Annotated in this window: 15 protein-coding genes; 3 read left to right on the top strand and 12 right to left on the bottom strand. The window is 72.0% G+C overall.

Annotated elements, in window-relative coordinates:
- Positions 1-4: 4 nt before the first annotated feature.
- Both IE295_RS34235 and IE295_RS00595 read right to left on the bottom strand, forming a co-directional pair.
- Entirely contained in the window at positions 5-1,801 is a 1,797-nt protein-coding gene (locus IE295_RS34235) for an ATP-binding protein (protein WP_308013097.1), read from the bottom strand.
- 199 nt (positions 1,802-2,000) lie between these two features.
- The gene (locus tag IE295_RS00595; RefSeq protein WP_224322927.1) at positions 2,001-2,720 is read right to left on the bottom strand and encodes a GNAT family N-acetyltransferase; all 720 of its coding nucleotides are present in this window, start codon (positions 2,718-2,720) and stop codon (positions 2,001-2,003) included.
- Between the two features lie 258 nt (positions 2,721-2,978).
- On the opposite strand from IE295_RS00595, the gene IE295_RS00590 reads away from it, so the two are divergent.
- Positions 2,979-3,644 (top strand): potassium channel family protein, encoded by a 666-nt coding sequence (locus tag IE295_RS00590; RefSeq protein ID WP_190061400.1) that lies wholly within the window; start codon positions 2,979-2,981, stop codon positions 3,642-3,644.
- A complete protein-coding gene (locus IE295_RS00585; RefSeq protein ID WP_190061399.1) occupies positions 3,644-4,321 on the top strand; it encodes a potassium channel family protein in 678 nt (225 codons plus the stop codon). The genes IE295_RS00590 and IE295_RS00585 overlap by 1 nt, the downstream gene beginning before the upstream one ends.
- 93 nt (positions 4,322-4,414) lie before the next feature.
- Here the strand turns inward: IE295_RS00585 and IE295_RS00580 are convergent, their stop codons facing one another.
- From IE295_RS00580 to IE295_RS00565, 4 genes are all read right to left on the bottom strand, one after another.
- The gene (locus IE295_RS00580; protein ID WP_190061398.1) at positions 4,415-5,143 is read right to left on the bottom strand and encodes a DUF3159 domain-containing protein; all 729 of its coding nucleotides are present in this window, start codon (positions 5,141-5,143) and stop codon (positions 4,415-4,417) included.
- A 3-nt stretch (positions 5,144-5,146) separates the two neighbouring features.
- Positions 5,147-5,545 (bottom strand): OB-fold nucleic acid binding domain-containing protein, encoded by a 399-nt coding sequence (locus tag IE295_RS00575; protein WP_190061397.1) that lies wholly within the window; start codon positions 5,543-5,545, stop codon positions 5,147-5,149.
- A 102-nt stretch (positions 5,546-5,647) separates the two neighbouring features.
- The gene (locus IE295_RS00570; protein WP_190061396.1) at positions 5,648-6,337 is read right to left on the bottom strand and encodes a response regulator; all 690 of its coding nucleotides are present in this window, start codon (positions 6,335-6,337) and stop codon (positions 5,648-5,650) included.
- 91 nt (positions 6,338-6,428) lie between these two features.
- The gene (locus IE295_RS00565) at positions 6,429-8,984 is read right to left on the bottom strand and encodes a DUF4118 domain-containing protein (protein WP_190061395.1); all 2,556 of its coding nucleotides are present in this window, start codon (positions 8,982-8,984) and stop codon (positions 6,429-6,431) included.
- 231 nt (positions 8,985-9,215) lie between these two features.
- On the opposite strand from IE295_RS00565, the gene IE295_RS00560 reads away from it, so the two are divergent.
- The gene (locus tag IE295_RS00560) at positions 9,216-9,752 is read left to right on the top strand and encodes a GNAT family N-acetyltransferase (RefSeq protein ID WP_190061394.1); all 537 of its coding nucleotides are present in this window, start codon (positions 9,216-9,218) and stop codon (positions 9,750-9,752) included.
- 58 nt (positions 9,753-9,810) lie between these two features.
- On the opposite strand, the gene IE295_RS00555 is transcribed toward IE295_RS00560, so the two are convergent.
- The 6 genes from IE295_RS00555 to IE295_RS00530 all read right to left on the bottom strand — a co-directional run bounded on the left by IE295_RS00555 (position 9,811) and on the right by IE295_RS00530 (position 16,311).
- Entirely contained in the window at positions 9,811-10,485 is a 675-nt protein-coding gene (locus tag IE295_RS00555) for an RICIN domain-containing protein (RefSeq protein WP_190061393.1), read from the bottom strand.
- Positions 10,486-10,635: 150 nt separating this feature from the next.
- Positions 10,636-11,289 carry a potassium-transporting ATPase subunit KdpC gene (kdpC, locus tag IE295_RS00550; RefSeq protein ID WP_190061392.1) on the bottom strand — a complete coding sequence of 218 codons (654 nt, stop codon included), beginning with the start codon at positions 11,287-11,289 and terminating at the stop codon, positions 10,636-10,638.
- A gap of 4 nt (positions 11,290-11,293) precedes the next feature.
- Positions 11,294-13,402, bottom strand: a complete 2,109-nt coding sequence (gene kdpB, locus IE295_RS00545; RefSeq protein ID WP_190061391.1) for a potassium-transporting ATPase subunit KdpB — start codon at positions 13,400-13,402, stop codon at positions 11,294-11,296.
- Entirely contained in the window at positions 13,399-15,090 is a 1,692-nt protein-coding gene (gene kdpA, locus IE295_RS00540) for a potassium-transporting ATPase subunit KdpA (RefSeq protein ID WP_190061390.1), read from the bottom strand. Before kdpA ends, kdpB begins: the two co-directional genes overlap by 4 nt.
- Positions 15,091-15,098: 8 nt before the next feature.
- Positions 15,099-15,188: a K(+)-transporting ATPase subunit F gene (gene kdpF, locus IE295_RS00535; RefSeq protein ID WP_043188605.1), complete on the bottom strand. Its 90-nt coding sequence runs from the start codon at positions 15,186-15,188 to the stop codon at positions 15,099-15,101.
- 337 nt (positions 15,189-15,525) lie between these two features.
- Positions 15,526-16,311 carry a DUF3710 domain-containing protein gene (locus tag IE295_RS00530; RefSeq protein WP_190061389.1) on the bottom strand — a complete coding sequence of 262 codons (786 nt, stop codon included), beginning with the start codon at positions 16,309-16,311 and terminating at the stop codon, positions 15,526-15,528.
- Between the last annotated feature and the right edge of the window lies 1 nt (position 16,312).

Raw genomic sequence — 16,312 nt, 5'->3', positions numbered from 1 at the left:
TCGTTCACGCGTACGGGTTCCCTTCGTCTTCTACGGGGGCATGGCCGGGGCGCCGGCCGGGCGGGGGGACGGAGCCGGGCGGCGGGGGCGGACCCTGCCGCGGGCCGGGGCCGTGACCGGGGCCGTGGCCGGAGGGCGGCACGGGCGGCGGCGGGCCCTGCGGGCCGTCTCCGGGCGGGGGCAGCGGCGGCAGTTGGTGACTGCCGGTGCGGCCGGTACGGGTGCCGCGCGCGAACGCGCCCATGCGCCGGGCGGTCTCCTCCGCCGTGCGTTCCTTGGGCATCTCGGTGGGCGCGGGCGCCGGGGGCCTGCTGCGCTGCCCGCCGCCGGGCTGCCGGCGGCGGCGCTTGGGCAGGCCACCGGCGGTGGAGCCGATGACGTGCGGGCCACCCGGGGCGTCGGTGCCGCCGGGGGCCTCGGGGGGACTGGAGGCCGCGGGGGTGTCCGGGAAGCCGAGGACCTCGGGGACGCGCGGGAAGTCAGGGACTTCGGGGACGCGCGGGAAGTCGGGGACCACGGGAGCGTCCGGGAAGCCGGGTGCTCCAGGGGTGCCGGGCGCTTCACCGGTGCCGGGGAAGCGCGGGCCCGTGTCCCCCGCCGCCGCGGGGGCGGGGGCGCCCGCCGGCCTGGCGGGCGGCTCGGGGACGTGGGGCGCCTGGGGTGCTTGGGGAGCCTGGGGCGCGTGCGTACGCTCGGCATGGCGGCCGGCGGCGCGCGGGCGCGAGGGCCTGCGCGGCCGGTCGGAGGCGTCGCGGCCGCGGCCGCCCCGCGCCGCGAGCGGCGTGGTGCCCGGGCCGTCGATGTCGAGCTGGGTCAGCAGCGCGCTGGGCAGGAACAGCACGGCCCGCACGCCCCCGAACGGGGAGCGGGTGTCGACCGAGACGCTGAAGCCGTAGCGCGCGGCGAGCACCCCGATGACGGGGTGGCCGAACTGCGGCGGGTCGCCGAGCCGGGAGACGTCCACCACCCGCCGGCCCGTCAGCATGGCCGTGGCCTGCTGGATCTCCTGCTCGTCCATGCCCACGCCCGCGTCGTCGATGACGACGCAGGCACCGTTGTGCACGGGCTGGATGCTGACCTCGACGGTGGTGTTGGGCTGGGAGTGGCGGGCGGCGTTGTCCAGGAGCTCGGCGACGGCGAGCACCACGGGCTCCACGGCCCGGCTGACGACGGCGATGTCCGCGTGGCTGTGCACCCGGACGCGGCGGTAGTCGCGGATGCGCGAGGTGGCGCCCCGGACGACGTCGGTGAGCTGGGACGCCACGCGCTGCCGGCCGGGCCAGGAGCCGCAGAGCACGGCGATGGCCTGGGCCCGGCGCCCGAACTGGGAGTTGGCGTGGTCGATCTCCAGCAGGTCCCGCAGCACATCGGGGTTGTCGTGCCGGTCCTGCATCTCGGAGATGGCCAGCTGCTGTTCGTGGGCCAGGCCCTGCAGGGCGCGCATGGACGCCTTGAGCGCGGCCTTGGCGGACTGGTCGGCCCGGCTCTGCGCCTTGTCCACGGCCTGGGTGAACAGGTCCATCACCGACTGGAGGTTCTGCGCGAAGGCGGTGCCGGCGAGCCGGTCGTCGAGCGGGCCGGGCAGCGGGACGTCCTGGCTGACGGCGTCGGATACGGCCGGCAGCCGGACGCCGACCAGGTGGGCCAGCTCCTCGTCACGCGCCTTGAGGCTGTCCTCCAGCTGGTCGACGCGTCTGCGCACTCCGGTGGTGATCGTCCGCTGGCGCGCGAGCAGGACCGATACGGCGGTCAACGCGATGGCCAGACACCAGATCACCACCTCCGGTATGTGATGTGACATCAATTCCTCTTGGACGACGGGGACATGTGGTGCGGAACCACCCAGCGACAGCTGAGCGAGGGACAGGTCGGCGTCCTGACGTCCCGTCCGGAAGCGGAATACACCGATCATCCTAACCGCGCCTGTGACCGTGTGTCCGATCTTCGTTACGAAACTCGAACAGACATGCGCGATCGATTCCCGGCCATGTGGCGGGGCGTCAGACGCCCGTGGATGCGCCGTCCTCGGGGTCGAGGACACAGGGCGTGACCGTCGCCCGCAGGTCCCAGCCCAGCGCGCCGTACAGCGCGAGGCCGTCGCGCGTGGCGACGAGCACGCCGTGCTCCGCGCCCCGCTCCAGCGCGGCCGCGGAGAGGGCGCGCATCACGAGGCTGCCCAGGCCCCGGCGACGGTGGGCGGCGTCGGTGGCGATCCGGTCGAAGACGGCCACGGCCCCGGTGCGGCCGGTGCGGCCGCTCGCGGCGACCGAGCCGTCCGGGGCGATCACCTCGGCCCCGGTGACGCCGCCCTCGGTCACGGTGCGGACCGCATACCCGTCGGGAGCGGTCACGTCCGCCGGGCGCAGCGTGGTGGACATCATGAATTCGGGGTCGCGCACCTCCCACCGGGGCGTGAGCGACGGCGTGACGCGCCCGGCGGGGGCGCAGACCTTGATCCAGGTGCCCGGCTCGGTGACGGCCGCCATCAGGTCGCGCAGGACGGCCGGGTCGGCCTCCGGAAGGACGTAGCGGCGTACGTGCCCCGGCAGCCCCACGTCGATGCGGAAGCCGCCGGGCACCTCGACGGGGGCCGGGGCGTCCCGGGAGACCGACCAGCCGGCCACCCAGGCCCGCACGGCTTCGGCGGGCGTCAGCATCCCGGCGGGCGTCGGAGTCCCGGCGGACGTCGGCATGGAAGACGGTTCGCAAGTCTTGATCATCGGCCGAGCTTATTGCGAATCGTTCGCAACAAGAAAGGGCCGTCCGGGCCCGGGCGGCCACTCGGCGGTCCGGGGGCCCGGTCCCCGGGGGGTTGCGGATACGGTGGTGCCATGCGCCTGACGCGGGCAGCGCCCGTCGAGGGCGCCTCGCGTCGGACCCACGAGCCATCCCTCGTGGGGCCGTGAGCTTGAGAAGGAAGATGTGAGCAGGGTGTTGGTGCAGGTCAGCGCGGTAATCCGGAGCATGGGGTAGGCGTTGTGCACATTGTGATCATGGGGTGCGGGCGAGTGGGCTCCGCCCTCGCGCAAACCCTTGAGCAGCAGGGCCACACGGTCGCCGTGATCGACCAGGACCCGACGGCCTTCCGCCGCCTGGGCTCCGGGTTCGGCGGCCGCCGGGTGACCGGCGTCGGCTTCGACCAGGACACCCTGCGCGAGGCCGGCATCGAGGAGGCGGGCGCCTTCGCCGCCGTCAGCAGCGGCGACAACTCCAACATCATCGCCGCCCGGGTGGCGCGCGAGATGTTCGGCGTGGAGAACGTGGCGGCCCGCATCTACGACCCCCGCCGTGCCGAGGTCTACCAGCGCCTGGGCATCCCGACCGTCGCCACCGTGCGGTGGACCGCCGACCAGATGCTGCGACGGCTGCTGCCGTCGGGCGCGGAGCCGCTGTGGCGCGACCCCAGCGGCGGCGTCCAGCTCGCCGAGGTGCCCGTCTCGGAGGGCTGGGTGGGCCAGAAGGTGAGCCTGCTGCAGGACGAGACCGGAGTGCGCGTGGCGTTCCTCACCCGACTGGGTGAGGCGATGCTGCCGACGTCCGCGACGGTGCTGCAGGAGGGCGACCTGGTGCACGTGATGATGCGCACGGACGAGGTCGAGAAGGTGGAAGCGGCGTTCGCCGCCGGCCCGGAGGAGGCGCACTGATGAGGGTCGCTATTGCCGGAGCGGGTGCCGTCGGACGGTCCATCGCGGGCGAGCTGCTGGAGAACGGGCACGAGGTGCTCCTCATCGACAAGGCCCCCTCGGCCATCTCGGTGGAGCGGGTGCCGCTGGCGGAGTGGCTGCTGGCCGACGCGTGCGAGATCACCTCGCTCGACGAGGCCGCGCTGCAGCGCTGCAACGTGGTCATCGCGGCGACCGGTGACGACAAGGTCAACCTCGTCGTCTCGCTGCTCGCCAAGACGGAGTACGGCGTGCCGCGGGTCGTGGCCCGCGTGAACAACCCCAAGAACGAGTGGCTGTTCAACGAGGCCTGGGGCGTGGACGTGGCCGTCTCCACCCCGCGCCTGATGTCGGCGCTGGTCGAGGAGGCCGTGAGCGTCGGCGACCTGGTGCGCCTGCTGCGCTTCAGCCAGGGCGACGCCAACCTCGTCGAGCTCACCCTGCCGCCGGAGTCCGCCCTGGCCGGCACCCGTGTCGGCGACGTGGACTGGCCCGAGGACACCTCGCTGGTCACCATCATCCGCGGCAACCGCGTGCTCACCCCCAACCGGGAGGACTCGCTGGAGGCCGGTGACGAGCTGCTGTTCGTCGCGGCCCCGGCGCGCGAGGAGCAGCTGGAGGACCTGCTGTCGGTGCGCCGCGAGGGCACGGCCGGCTGACCGCCGCCCGCACGGCTTCGTACGTACGAGGAGGGCCCCCGGGAATCGTCCCGGGGGCCCTCCTCGTACGTACCCACGCGGTGGTGGGCGCGGTCAGCGCGTCGCGGCCTTGGCCTCGCGCTCGGCGCGCTCCGCCTCCTCCATCTCCGCGAAGACGTCGATCGGCGGGGGCGCCTTCGACAGGAAGATCCAGGTCAGGTAGACGGAGAGCAGCATCGGCGGAATGCCGAGCGCCACCTTCACCCAGCCCAGCTGGGTGACGTCGCCCCACCAGTAGAGCGGGAAGAGGACGGCCGACTTGGCGAGCAGGATCAGGCCCCAGGCCCAGCTGGCCTTGGTGTAGGCGGTCTTGCGGCCGGGGTTGCGGGTGCGCCAGGAGAGGTTCTCCTTGAACACCGGGCCGAGGATCAGGCCCATCAGCGGATAGCCCGCGACGGCCGAGACGATGTAGGCGACGGCGAGGCCGAGGCTGTAGAGCATGCCCGGCAGGTAGAAGTTCTTGGCGTCGCCGGACATCATCGCGAAGACGGCACCGAAGGCGACCCCGAAGACGCCGCTGAAGGCGTGCTTGAGGGTGTCCTTGCGGACGAGCCGGGCGAGGCCGAGCAGCAGGGAGAGCCCCAGCGCGGCGATCGCCGCGACGTGGATGTCCCGCTTGACCGTGTAGATCGCGACGAAGACCAGGCCGGGGACGGTGGTCTCCACCATGCCCCGCACGCCGCCGAAGGCCTCGAAGAGGGCGGCCTCGGTGGCCGCTCGGGAGTCCGCGTCCCGCGCGCCGTGGGCGGCTTGCTGATCCGTCGGCTTGTCGATGGACGACAACGGCTACTCCTGTCCGAGCGGTCGGAGTTCGTATCGGGGGTTGAACAGCACTCTCCGGCCGCGGCTCATGGAGATCCGGCCGGAGGCGATCAGCTTACGGCCGGGCTCTATGCCGGCGATGGAACGGCGCCCGAGCCAGACCACGTCGAGCGCGGCCGAGCCGTCGAAGAGCTCGGCCTCCAGCGCGGGCACACCGGCGCGCGGCCGCAGCGTCACGGTCCGCAGCGTGCCGGTGACCTTGACGATGTCCCGGTCGTCACAGTCGCATATTCGCGTGCAGCCGACGGCCGCCGCGTCCTGCTGCAGCTCCGCGTGATGGAGCTCCTCCTGGGAGGTGGACAGCCGGTCCAGCATCCGGCGGAAACGGCCGGTCGGCTTATCGGGACGGGGTACGGCACTCATGTCACCAGCGTAGCGGGACGGAGAACGGCTGGGATCAGCCCTCACGCCGTGAACCCGGGCACCCCCGGCCCCCGGGCCCCCGGCCGCGGCCCCGTGCCGCCCTCACCCCTCGAACCGGTACCCCATCCCCGGCTCCGTGATGAAGTGCTTCGGGTGCGAGGGGTCCAGCTCCAGCTTGCGCCGCAGCTGGGCCATGTAGACGCGCAGGTAGTTCGTCTCGGTGCCGTACGACGGGCCCCAGACCTCCTGCAGCAGCTGCTTCTGGCTGACGAGACGGCCCGTGTTGCGGACGAGCACCTCGAGCAGGTGCCACTCCGTGGGCGTCAGGCGTACGTCCTTGCCGCCCCGGTTGACCTTCTTCGCCGCGAGGTCGACGGTGAAGACCTCCGTCTCGACGATCGCGTCGTCGCCCGCGGCCGAGGAGCCCGTGGGCTCCGCCCGCCGCACGGCGGCCCGCAGTCTGGCCAGCAGCTCGTCCATGCCGAAGGGCTTGGTCACGTAGTCGTCGGCACCCGCGTCGAGCGCCTCGACCTTCTCGTCGGAGGTCTGGCGTGCGGAGAGGACCAGGATCGGCACCCGGGTCCAGCCCCGCAGGCCCTTGATCACCTCGACGCCGTCCATGTCCGGCAGGCCGAGGTCGAGGATGACCACGTCGGGGTGGCGGGCGGCGGCGAGCTGGAGTGCCGTGGCGCCGTCGGGCGCGGCGTCGACCTCGTACTTCCGCGCCTTGAGGTTGATCACGAGAGCGCGGACGATCTGCGGCTCGTCATCCACCACGAGCACCCGGTTCATGCTGAACCACCTCTACTGTCGAGCGGGCCCCGCCCTGGGGCCCGGAATCCTGGTCCGGTTCGTTCTGCGGTCCGTGCGGCCGCGGCCGGCCTCACGTCGTGGCCTGGGCCGGCAGGTCCGGTCGTACGGGTGGCCGCCCGGGCGCGGCGCGGAGGGTGAGGACCATGGTCATGCCGCCGCCCGGGGTGTCCTCGGCGGCCAGCGTGCCGCCCATGGCCTCGGCGAAGCCCCGCGCGACCGCGAGGCCGAGGCCCACCCCTGCGCCGCGGGGCGCGTCGCCGTACCGCTGGAAGGGCTCGAAGATGCGGTCCTTGGCGCTGTCGGGCACGCCGGGCCCCCGGTCGGCCACCCGCACCTCGACGCGGTCGCCCAGCGCGCTGGCGGCCACGAGGACGGGGGCGGCGCCGGCCGGGTTGTACTTGACGCCGTTCTCGACGATGTTCGCCACACTGCGCTCGAGCAGCCCCGGGTCGACGGCGACCATCGGCAGCGTCTCGGGGATGTCGAGGGTGACGCTGCCCTCCGGGACGCCGCCCAGCGCCATCGGGACCACCTCGTCGAGGTCGATCTCCCTGATCAGCGGGGTGACGGTGCCGGTCTGCAGCCGGGACATGTCGAGCAGGTTGCCGACCAGGTGGTCGAGCCGGTCCGCGCCGTCCTCGATGCCGGCCAGCAGCTCGGCCTCGTCCTCCGCCGACCAGGCCACGTCGTCGGAGCGCAGGGAGGTCACGGAGGCCTTGATCCCGGCCAGCGGGGTGCGCAGGTCGTGGCTGACGGCGGCCAGCAGGGCGGTGCGGATGCGGTTGCCCTCGGCGAGCCGGCGGGCCTCCTCGGCCCTGTCGACCAGCCGCTGGCGGTCCAGGACGACGGCGGCCTGCGCGGCGAAGGCGGCCAGCACGCGGCGGTCCTCGGCGGGCAGCACCCGGCCGGAGAGGGCGAGGGCCATGTTGTCGCCGACCGGCATGTCCACGTCCGCGTCCTCGGGCCGCAGCAGGGGCTTGCCGTCGCTGGTCACGACGCTGCTGGCGCAGGTCCACGGGTCGACGTCGCTGACCCGCTCGAGCAGGGCCACGGACTCCATGCCGAAGGTCTCGCGGACCCGCTCCAGGAGGGCGTCCAGGCTCGTCTCGCCGCGCAGGACGCTGCCGGCGAGGAAGGAGAGGATCTCCGATTCCGCGCGCAGCCGGGCGGCCTGGTGGGTGCGGCGGGCCGCGACGTCGACGACGGACGCCACGGAGATGGCGACGAGGACGAATATCGTGATGGCGACGATGTTCTTGGTGTCGGTGATGGTCCACCGGTGGACCGGCTCGACGAAGTAGTAGTTCAGCAGGAGCGAGCCGAACGCCGCCGAGGCCAGGGACGGCAGCGCGCCGCCGAGCAGGGCCGCCCCGACCGTGGTGCACAGGAACAGCAGCATGTCGTTGGCGAGCCCGAGGTCCGGGACGACCTGCGTCAGCAGCAGGCTCAGCAGCGCGGGGCCGACGAGGCCGACCAGCCAGCCGGCCACGATCCGGCCCCGGCCGAGCCGGGCGCCGCGCGCCACGGGCAGCCCGCGGCCCTTGGCGGCCTCCTCGTGCGTGACGATGTGGACGTCGAGGTCGGGGCCCGAGTCGCGGGCCACGGTCTGGCCGACGCCGGGCCCGAAGATGTACTGCCAGTTCTTGCGGCGGCTGGAGCCCAGCACGATCTGGGTGGCGTTGACGCCGCGCGCGAACTCCAGCAGCGAGGCCGGCACGTCGTCGCCTATGACGTGGTGGAACGTGCCGCCGAGGTCCTCCACGAGCGTGCGCTGGACCGCCAGCTCCTTGGGCGAGGCGGAGGTCAGGCCGTCGCTGCGGGCGATGTAGACGGCGAGGATCTCGCTGCCCGAGCCCTTGGCGGCCATGCGGGCGGCGCGGCGGATGAGCGTACGACCCTCGGGGCCGCCGGTGAGGCCGACGACGATGCGCTCGCGCGCGTGCCAGATGGTGGAGACGCTGTGCTCGGTGCGGTACTGCCGCAGGTACTCGTCGACGCGGTCGGCGGTCCACAGCAGGGCCAGCTCGCGCAGGGCGGTGAGGTTGCCGGGGCGGAAGTAGTTGGAGAGGGCGGCGTCGACCTTGTCGGGCTTGTAGATGTTGCCGTGCGCCATGCGGCGGCGCAGGGCCTGCGGCGACATGTCGACCAGCTCGATCTGGTCCGCGCGGCGGACGACCTCGTCGGGCACGGTCTCGCGCTGCCGGACGCCCGTTATCGACTCGACGACGTCGCCGAGGGACTCCAGGTGCTGGATGTTGACGGTCGAGACGACGTCGATGCCGGCCTGCAGCAGTTCCTCGACGTCCTGCCAGCGCTTGGTGTTGCGGGAGCCGGGGACGTTGGTGTGGGCGAGCTCGTCCACGCAGACGACGGCGGGGCGGCGGGCGAGGACGGCGTCCACGTCCATCTCGGTGAAGACGGAGTCGCGGTAGGCGATCTCGCGGCGGGGCACCTCCTCGAGACCGTGCAGCATCACCTCGGTGCGCGGTCGGCCGTGGTGCTCCACGAAGCCGACCACGACGTCCGTTCCGCGCTCCACCCGGCGGTGGGCCTCCGAGAGCATGGCGTAGGTCTTGCCGACGCCCGGTGCCGCGCCGAGGTAGATCCGAAGGTTGCCGCGTCCCATGGCCCCATTGTCTTTCAGGAATCGCGACGGTGTTCGGGGCGGTTGTCCGTCCTGAGGTGCCACACCGTCGCGCACCGTCGACCTTACGGCCAAGGATTTGGACATTTCGGGCCGGAGGCGGCCGGACGGCAGGTATTGACGCAGCTCTGACGCCCGGGGGCGTAACGCACGCCGTCAGCCCCGGGGAGCACTCCTTGACACCCCTGCCGCCACGTTGCGAGGTTGATCCGCATGACGGACCTTCGCACCGCTCACACCTCCCACTTCACCGACGCCGAACTCACCGCGATCCGCTCCCTCCTGCACGACGCCTTCGAGGGCGACTTCACCGACGAGGACTGGGACCACACCGTCGGCGGCATGCACGCCGTGGTGTACGAGGACGGCGAGCCGGTCGCCCACGGCTCGCTGGTGCAGCGGCGCCTGCTGCACGGCGGCCGCGCCCTGCGCGCGGGGTACGTCGAGGGTGTGGCGGTACGGGCCGACCGGCGCCGGCGCGGTCACGGCTCGGCCGTGATGGAGGCCCTGGAGCACGTGCTGCGCCGGGGCGCGTACGAACTGGGGGCGCTCGGCGCGGCCGACGAGGCCGTACCGCTGTACACCGGCCGCGGCTGGCGGCTGTGGCGCGGCCCGTCGTCGGTGCTCGCCCCGACGGGCCTCGAGCGCACCCCGGACGAGGACGGCTGCATCTACGTCCTCCCGCTGGGGGCGAAGCTCGACCTGGACGGCGAGCTGACGTGCGACTGGCGCCCGGGCGACGTGTGGTGAGCTCCCCCGGGCACGCGGACGCCCCCGCCCCGGGACACCGGGACGGGGGCGGGGGCGACTAGCCGACGACGACGGTCGCGGCCGGCTGCGGGGTGGAGGGGGCCTTCGAGGGCTGCGGGGCCGCGGTGGGCGGCTGCGAGGGCTGGACGGTGGGCCGCGGGGTGGGCGCCGTGGTCGACGGCGCCGAGGGCTGCGGGGTGGGGGTGGCGGTGCCGGGGACCTGGACCGAGCGCCACCACTGGCCGGGGGCGCCGGCGTACGACCACTGCTGGACGCGCGCACCGGGCTTGATGGCGGAGTTCTCGACCTCGAGGACCTTGGCGCTGTTCTTGTTGAAGATCAGCCCGTTGTCGTTGGCGAACTCGAAGGCCCAGAGCTGGGTGTCGAGCTTGTCGACGCAGGTCCACTGCTGGGCGGGGGCACCGTTGTCCTTGCGGGAGTCGGCTATCTCCAGGCACTTGCCGGTGACGACGTTGACGATTCTGAAGTCCCGCGTCGTGCCGACCCGCTCGGCGCGCCACTGCGACTTCTGTCCGTTCTCGCAGTAGCCCTGCGTGGCGGGAGCGCCGTTGCCGGCGCTCGGGTCCGCGATCTGCAGGCACTGGTTGCTGTGGTTGTTGACGAAGAGCGTACGGGCGCCCGGCGTCTCGGCGGCGTGGCCGGCGGCGGGGGTCATCATGACGACGGCGGCACCGGAGGCCGCGATGGTGGCGAGCTTCATGGTGATCTTCATGTCGGCGATCGTAGCCAGCTCGAACCGTGCCGCACACGGTAATAGACGGACAATCAGCTCAAGGCTGAACAAGCGGAAGGACCTCTACCCGAACGTCGGCAGGCAGGGCGATGAGCCCCGCCTGCCGACGTTTCCCCCCAAGGCGGGCGGTCAGCCCTTCGCCGCCGCCAGCTCCTTCAGCGCCACGTTGAGCCTGAGCACGTTCACCCGCTCCTCACCCATGAAGCCCAGCACGCGGCCGTCGACATGGTCCTCGACCAGCTTCTCGACCTTCGCCGCCGGCAGGTGGTTCGCCGTGGCGACCCGCTTGGCCTGCAGGCGGGCGTACGCCGGCGAGATGTCGGGGTCGACGCCGGAGGCGGAGGCGGTGAGGGCGTCCACCGGGACCGAGGACGGGGAGACGCCGTTGAAGGCCGCGACGTCCGTGCGCCGTCGCTCGACGCCGTCCAGCAGCACCTTGCTGTCCGCGGCGAGGTTGGAGGCGCCGGAGACCAGCAGCTTGTAGCGGGTGTTCTCGGTGTTGGGGCCGGCCGCCGAGGGGCGGGGCTGGAAGAACTTCGGGTCGGGCAGCGGGTTGCCGTCCTTGTCCTTCTCCTCGAGGTCGTAGGTCTGGCCGAGCCGCTCGGAGCCGACGGACCGGCCGCCGGCCTTGATCTCCGAGCCGTTGGCCTTGTCGTGGAAGGCCGCCTGCGCGATGCCGGTGACGACCAGCGGGTAGATCACCCCGCAGACCACGGTGAGGACGAGGAGGGCGCGGAGCCCGGCGCCCAGCAGGCGGGCGGTGCCGCGTACGGAGTTGTTCATGACGTCACCCGATGCCAGGGATGAGGGAGATGAGCAGGTCGATGATCTTGATGCCGATGAACGGGGATACCAGGCCGCCCAGTCCGTAGATCAGGAGGTTGCGCCGGAGCATGGCGTCCGCGCTCATCGGGCGGTAGCGCACGCCCTTGAGGGCGAGCGGCACCAGCGCCACGATGATCAGCGCGTTGAAGATGACGGCCGACAGGATCGCGGACTCGGGCGAGGTCAGGCCCATGATGTTGAGCTTGTCCAGGCCGGGGTAGGCCACCGCGAACATCGCCGGGATGATGGCGAAGTACTTGGCGACGTCGTTGGCGATGGAGAAGGTCGTCAGGGCGCCGCGCGTGATGAGCAGCTGCTTGCCGATCTCGACGATCTCGATGAGCTTGGTGGGGTCGGAGTCCAGGTCCACCATGTTCCCGGCCTCCTTGGCGGCCGAGGTGCCGGTGTTCATGGCCACGCCCACGTCCGCCTGGGCCAGCGCGGGCGCGTCGTTCGTGCCGTCGCCCGTCATCGCGACCAGCTTGCCGCCGGCCTGCTCGCGCTTGATGAGGGCCATCTTGTCCTCGGGGGTGGCCTCGGCGAGGAAGTCGTCGACGCCGGCCTCCTCGGCGATGGCGGCGGCCGTCAGCGGGTTGTCACCCGTGATCATGACGGTCTTGATGCCCATGCGGCGCAGCTCCTCGAAGCGCTCCCGCATGCCCTCCTTGACGACGTCCTTGAGGTGGATGACACCCAGGACGCGCGCGCCCTTCTCGTCCTCCCGGGCCACCAGCAGCGGCGTGCCGCCCGCCTGGGAGATCTCGTCGGTCAGCGTCCGGGCGTCCTCCGCGACGCGGCCGCCGCGCTCCTCCACCCAGGCGATGACCGAACCGGTCGCGCCCTTGCGGACTTTCCTGCCGTCCACGTCGACGCCCGACATGCGGGTCTGGGCCGTGAAGGGCACCCACTCGGCGCCCACCAGCTCGCCCTCGTGGCGCTCGCGCAGGCCGTACTTCTCCTTGGCCAGGACGACGATCGAGCGGCCCTCGGGCGTCTCGTCGGCGAGCGAGGACAGCTGGGCGGCGTCCGCCACCTCGGCGGCCGTGGTGCCCTTGACGGGGACGAACTCGGCGGCCTGGCGGTTGCCGTAGGTGATGGTGCCGGTCTTGTCGAGCAGCAGCGTCGAGACGTCGCCCGCGGCCTCCACCGCGCGCCCGGACATCGCCAGGACGTTGCGCTGCACGAGCCGGTCCATGCCCGCGATGCCGATCGCGGAGAGCAGCGCGCCGATGGTGGTCGGGATGAGGCAGACCAGCAGGGCGGCCAGCACGATCATCGTCTGCTCGGCGCCGGCGTAGATGGCGAACGGCTGGAGGGTGAGGACGGCCAGCAGGAAGACGATGGTGAGCGAGGCCAGCAGGATGTTGAGGGCTATCTCGTTCGGCGTCTTCTGCCGGGCGGCGCCCTCGACCAGGTTGATCATGCGGTCGATGAAGGTCTCGCCGGGCTTCGTCGTGATCTTGATGACGATGCGGTCGGAGAGGACCTTGGTGCCGCCGGTGACCGCCGAGCGGTCGCCGCCCGACTCGCGGATGACCGGGGCCGATTCGCCCGTGATCGCGGACTCGTCGACGGAGGCCACGCCCTCGACGACGTCGCCGTCGCCCGGGATGACGTCGCCGGCCTCGCAGACGACGAGGTCGCCCACGCGCAGCTCGGTGCCGGGCACCGACTCCTCGGTGTCACCGTTCAGGCGGCGCGCCACCGTGTCGGTCTTGGCCTTGCGCAGGGTGTCGGCCTGGGCCTTGCCGCGGCCCTCGGCCACGGCCTCGGCGAGGTTGGCGAAGAGGACGGTCAGCCACAGCCAGACGGTGATCGCCCAGCCGAACCAGTCGCCCGGGTGCTTCAGCGCCAGCACGGTGGTGACCACCGAGCCGATCAGGACGACGAACATGACCGGGGACTTGACCATCACCCGGGGGTCGAGCTTGCGGAAGGCGTCCGGCAGCGACGTCATCAGCTGGGCCGGGTCGAAGAGGCCGCCGGAGACGCGGCCGGTCTCCTGGTGTCCGTGCTCCCGGGTGTCCTTGGGGTCCTCGGGCTCGGTACGGACAGGGGTGGTGGTGCTCATGAAAGTCCCTCCGCCATCGGGCCAAGGGCCAGGGCCGGGAAGTAGGTCAAGCCGGTGATGATGAGGATCGCGCCGACGAGCAGACCCGCGAAGAGCGGCTTCTCCGTGCGCAGGGTTCCCGCCGTCTCGGGGACGGGCTTCTGCTCGGCGAGCGAGCCGGCCAGCGCCAGGACGAAGACCATCGGCAGGAAGCGGCCGAGCAGCATGGCGAGGCCGATCGTGGTGTTGTACCAGGGCGTGTTGGCGTTCAGGCCCGCGAAGGCCGAGCCGTTGTTGTTGGCGCCGGAGGTGAACGCGTAGAGCACCTCGGAGAAGCCGTGGGCGCCGCTGCCGTCCACCGAGTTGCCGGCGGTGTTGAGGATCGACTCCGGCGGCGAGGACAGCGCCATGGACAGGGCGGTGAAGCCCAGCACCAGGGTCGGGGTGATGAGGATGTAGCAGGCGGCGAGCTTGATCTCGCGGGTGCCGATCTTCTTGCCGAGGTACTCGGGCGTCCGGCCGACCATCAGGCCCGCGATGAAGACCGCGATGATCGCCATGACGAGCATGCCGTAGAGGCCGGAGCCGACGCCGCCGGGCGCGATCTCGCCCAGCATCATGCCGAGCAGCGTGATGCCGCCGCCGAGGCCGGTGAAGGAGGAGTGGAAGGAGTCCACCGCTCCGGTGGAGGTCAGCGTCGTGGTGGTCGCGAAGATGGCGGAGGCGCCGACGCCGAAGCGCTGTTCCTTGCCCTCCATCGCGCCGCCGGCGGCCTGGAGCGCCGCGCCGTGGCCGGCGTACTCGGTCCACATCATCAGCGCGGTGAAGCCGAGCCAGATCAGGCCCATGGTGGCCAGGATCGCGTAGCCCTGCTTGACGTTGCCCACGAGCCTGCCGAAGGTCCGCGTCAGCGAGAAGGGGATGACGAGGATGAGGAACGCCTCGAAGAGGTTGGTGAAGGCGTTGGGGTTCTCGAAGGGGTGGGCGGAGTTGGCGTTGAAGTAGCCGCCGCCGTTGGTGCCCAGCTCCTTGATGACCTCCTGCGAGGCCACGGCGCCGCCGTTGACCTGCTGGGTGCCGCCGGTGAGCTGCCCGATCCCGTGGATGCCGGCGAAGTTCTGGATCGCGCCGCAGGCGACGAGGATCAGCGCGCCGACGACGGAGAGCGGGATGAGGATGCGCACCGTGCCGCGCACCAGGTCGGCCCAGAAGTTGCCCAGGTCGCCGGTGCGGGAGCGGGCGAAGCCCCGTACGAGCGCGATGGCGACGGCCATGCCGACGGCGGCGGAGACGAAGTTCTGCACCGCGAGGCCCAGCGTCTGCACGGCGTGGCCCATGGCCTGCTCGCCGGAGTACGACTGCCAGTTGGTGTTGGCGACGAACGACGCGGCGGTGTTGAACGCCTGGTCGGGGCTGATCGCGGTGAAGCCGAGCGACAGGGAGTCCGGCAGGATGCCCTGGACGCGCTGGAGCAGGTAGAGGAAGAGGACGCCGGCCACCGAGAAGGCGAGGACGCCGCGCAGATAGGCGGGCCAGCGCATCTCGGCACTCGGGTCGGCGCCGATGAGCCGGTATATCCACTTCTCGGGGCGCAGGTGCTTGTCCGAGCCGTAGACGCGGGCCATGTAGTCGCCGAGCGGGCGGTACACCAGGGCCAGCGCGGCGATCAGGGCGGTGAGCTGGAGGACTCCGGAGAGAACGGGGCTCATGTCAGTACTCAGAACCTCTCCGGGAAGACGAGGGCGAGGATCAGGTAGCCCAGCAGGGCGACGGCCACGACGAGGCCGACGATGTTCTCGGCGGTCACAGCTTCGTCACCCCCTTGGCGACGAGAGCCACCAGCGCGAAGACCGCGATCGTGGTGACGACGAAGGCCACATCGGCCATCGTGTGCTCCTAGAGAGGTTCGGATGAACGGACCTCTAGAGGAAACAGCCGCCACCGGCGCGTAGGAGGTTCGTTGACGCCTCCCTTACGGCCATTAGCGCCCCCTTGACGAGATCCATACGCACGCCGCCTCGACCTGCGAAAACGCCGCTGGGCCGGAACCCCTGCACGGGGTTCCGGCCCAGCGAAACGGCACATTCCGGCCGCCCGGCCGGCTGGTTGGCCGCCCGGTGACCGGACTGATGATCAGACGGAGGTCAGCGCACCTCGGTGGTCTCCGGGCCGCGCTGGAGGCGGTCGACGCCGCCCGCGAAGCGCGAGCCCTGCTCCTCCTGCTGCAGGCCCTCGGCCACCATCTGGGCGTCGTCGGGCAGCTTCAGCACGATCGGGTCGCGGGGCGCCATCGGCGACTCGCCGCGCACCACGACGGTGTCGCGGAAGATCTGCTCCAGCAGCCCGGCGGTCTGCGGCTGCACCGCGCCCTGGCCCGAGATCACACCGCGCAGGAACCAGCGCGGTCCGTCGCAGCCGACGAAGCGCACCAGCTGTACGCCCTGGGTGCCGTCCGGCAGCGCCACGGGCACCTGGGCCCGCAGCTCCCAGCCGAGCGGCCCCTCGACCTCGTCCACGACACCGCCCTGCTGGGTGATGCCGCCGGCGATCTCTTCCCGGACCTCGTGCCAGATGCCCTCGCGCTTGGGGGCGGCGAACGCCTGGAGCTGTACGGCGCTGTCGCGCAGCACCACGGTCGCGGCGACGATCGCGTCCCCGGCGACCTCGACCCTCAGCTCCATGCCCTCGACACCGGGCACGAACAGTCCACCGAGGTCCACGCGCCCGTCGCCGGGCTCCCTGACCTCGGAGATGTCCCACGGCCCGTCGGGGCGCGGCTCCGGCTCCAGCCGGATCCGGCTCTCGGCCGCGGTGGCATGTGCGTCCTCGTCGGCGAGGGCGTCCCCGGCCGACTCATCGGAGGTCACGTCGTCGAGGCGGTCGGCACTCTCGACAACGTCCTCGCTGCGCTTGCGGCGACGACCGAACACG

Source organism: Streptomyces griseocarneus, assembly GCF_014655595.1.
Taxonomy (GTDB): domain Bacteria; phylum Actinomycetota; class Actinomycetes; order Streptomycetales; family Streptomycetaceae; genus Streptomyces; species Streptomyces griseocarneus.
This window is presented reverse-complemented; position numbering and strand designations above follow the sequence as displayed.

Excerpts from the sequence above, each read along its gene's own strand:
- IE295_RS34235 (WP_308013097.1), bottom strand. The coding sequence starts at position 1,801 with ATGTCACATCACATACCGGAGGTGGTGATCTGGTGTCTGGCCATCGCG.
- IE295_RS00595 (WP_224322927.1), bottom strand. The coding sequence starts at position 2,720 with ATGATCAAGACTTGCGAACCGTCTTCCATGCCGACGTCCGCCGGGACT.
- IE295_RS00585 (WP_190061399.1), top strand. The coding sequence starts at position 3,644 with ATGAGGGTCGCTATTGCCGGAGCGGGTGCCGTCGGACGGTCCATCGCG.
- IE295_RS00575 (WP_190061397.1), bottom strand. The coding sequence starts at position 5,545 with ATGAGTGCCGTACCCCGTCCCGATAAGCCGACCGGCCGTTTCCGCCGG.
- IE295_RS00570 (WP_190061396.1), bottom strand. The coding sequence starts at position 6,337 with ATGAACCGGGTGCTCGTGGTGGATGACGAGCCGCAGATCGTCCGCGCT.
- IE295_RS00565 (WP_190061395.1), bottom strand. The coding sequence starts at position 8,984 with ATGGGACGCGGCAACCTTCGGATCTACCTCGGCGCGGCACCGGGCGTC.
- IE295_RS00560 (WP_190061394.1), top strand. The coding sequence starts at position 9,216 with ATGACGGACCTTCGCACCGCTCACACCTCCCACTTCACCGACGCCGAA.
- IE295_RS00555 (WP_190061393.1), bottom strand. The coding sequence starts at position 10,485 with ATGAAGATCACCATGAAGCTCGCCACCATCGCGGCCTCCGGTGCCGCC.
- kdpC (WP_190061392.1), bottom strand. The coding sequence starts at position 11,289 with ATGAACAACTCCGTACGCGGCACCGCCCGCCTGCTGGGCGCCGGGCTC.
- kdpB (WP_190061391.1), bottom strand. The coding sequence starts at position 13,402 with ATGAGCACCACCACCCCTGTCCGTACCGAGCCCGAGGACCCCAAGGAC.
- kdpA (WP_190061390.1), bottom strand. The coding sequence starts at position 15,090 with ATGAGCCCCGTTCTCTCCGGAGTCCTCCAGCTCACCGCCCTGATCGCC.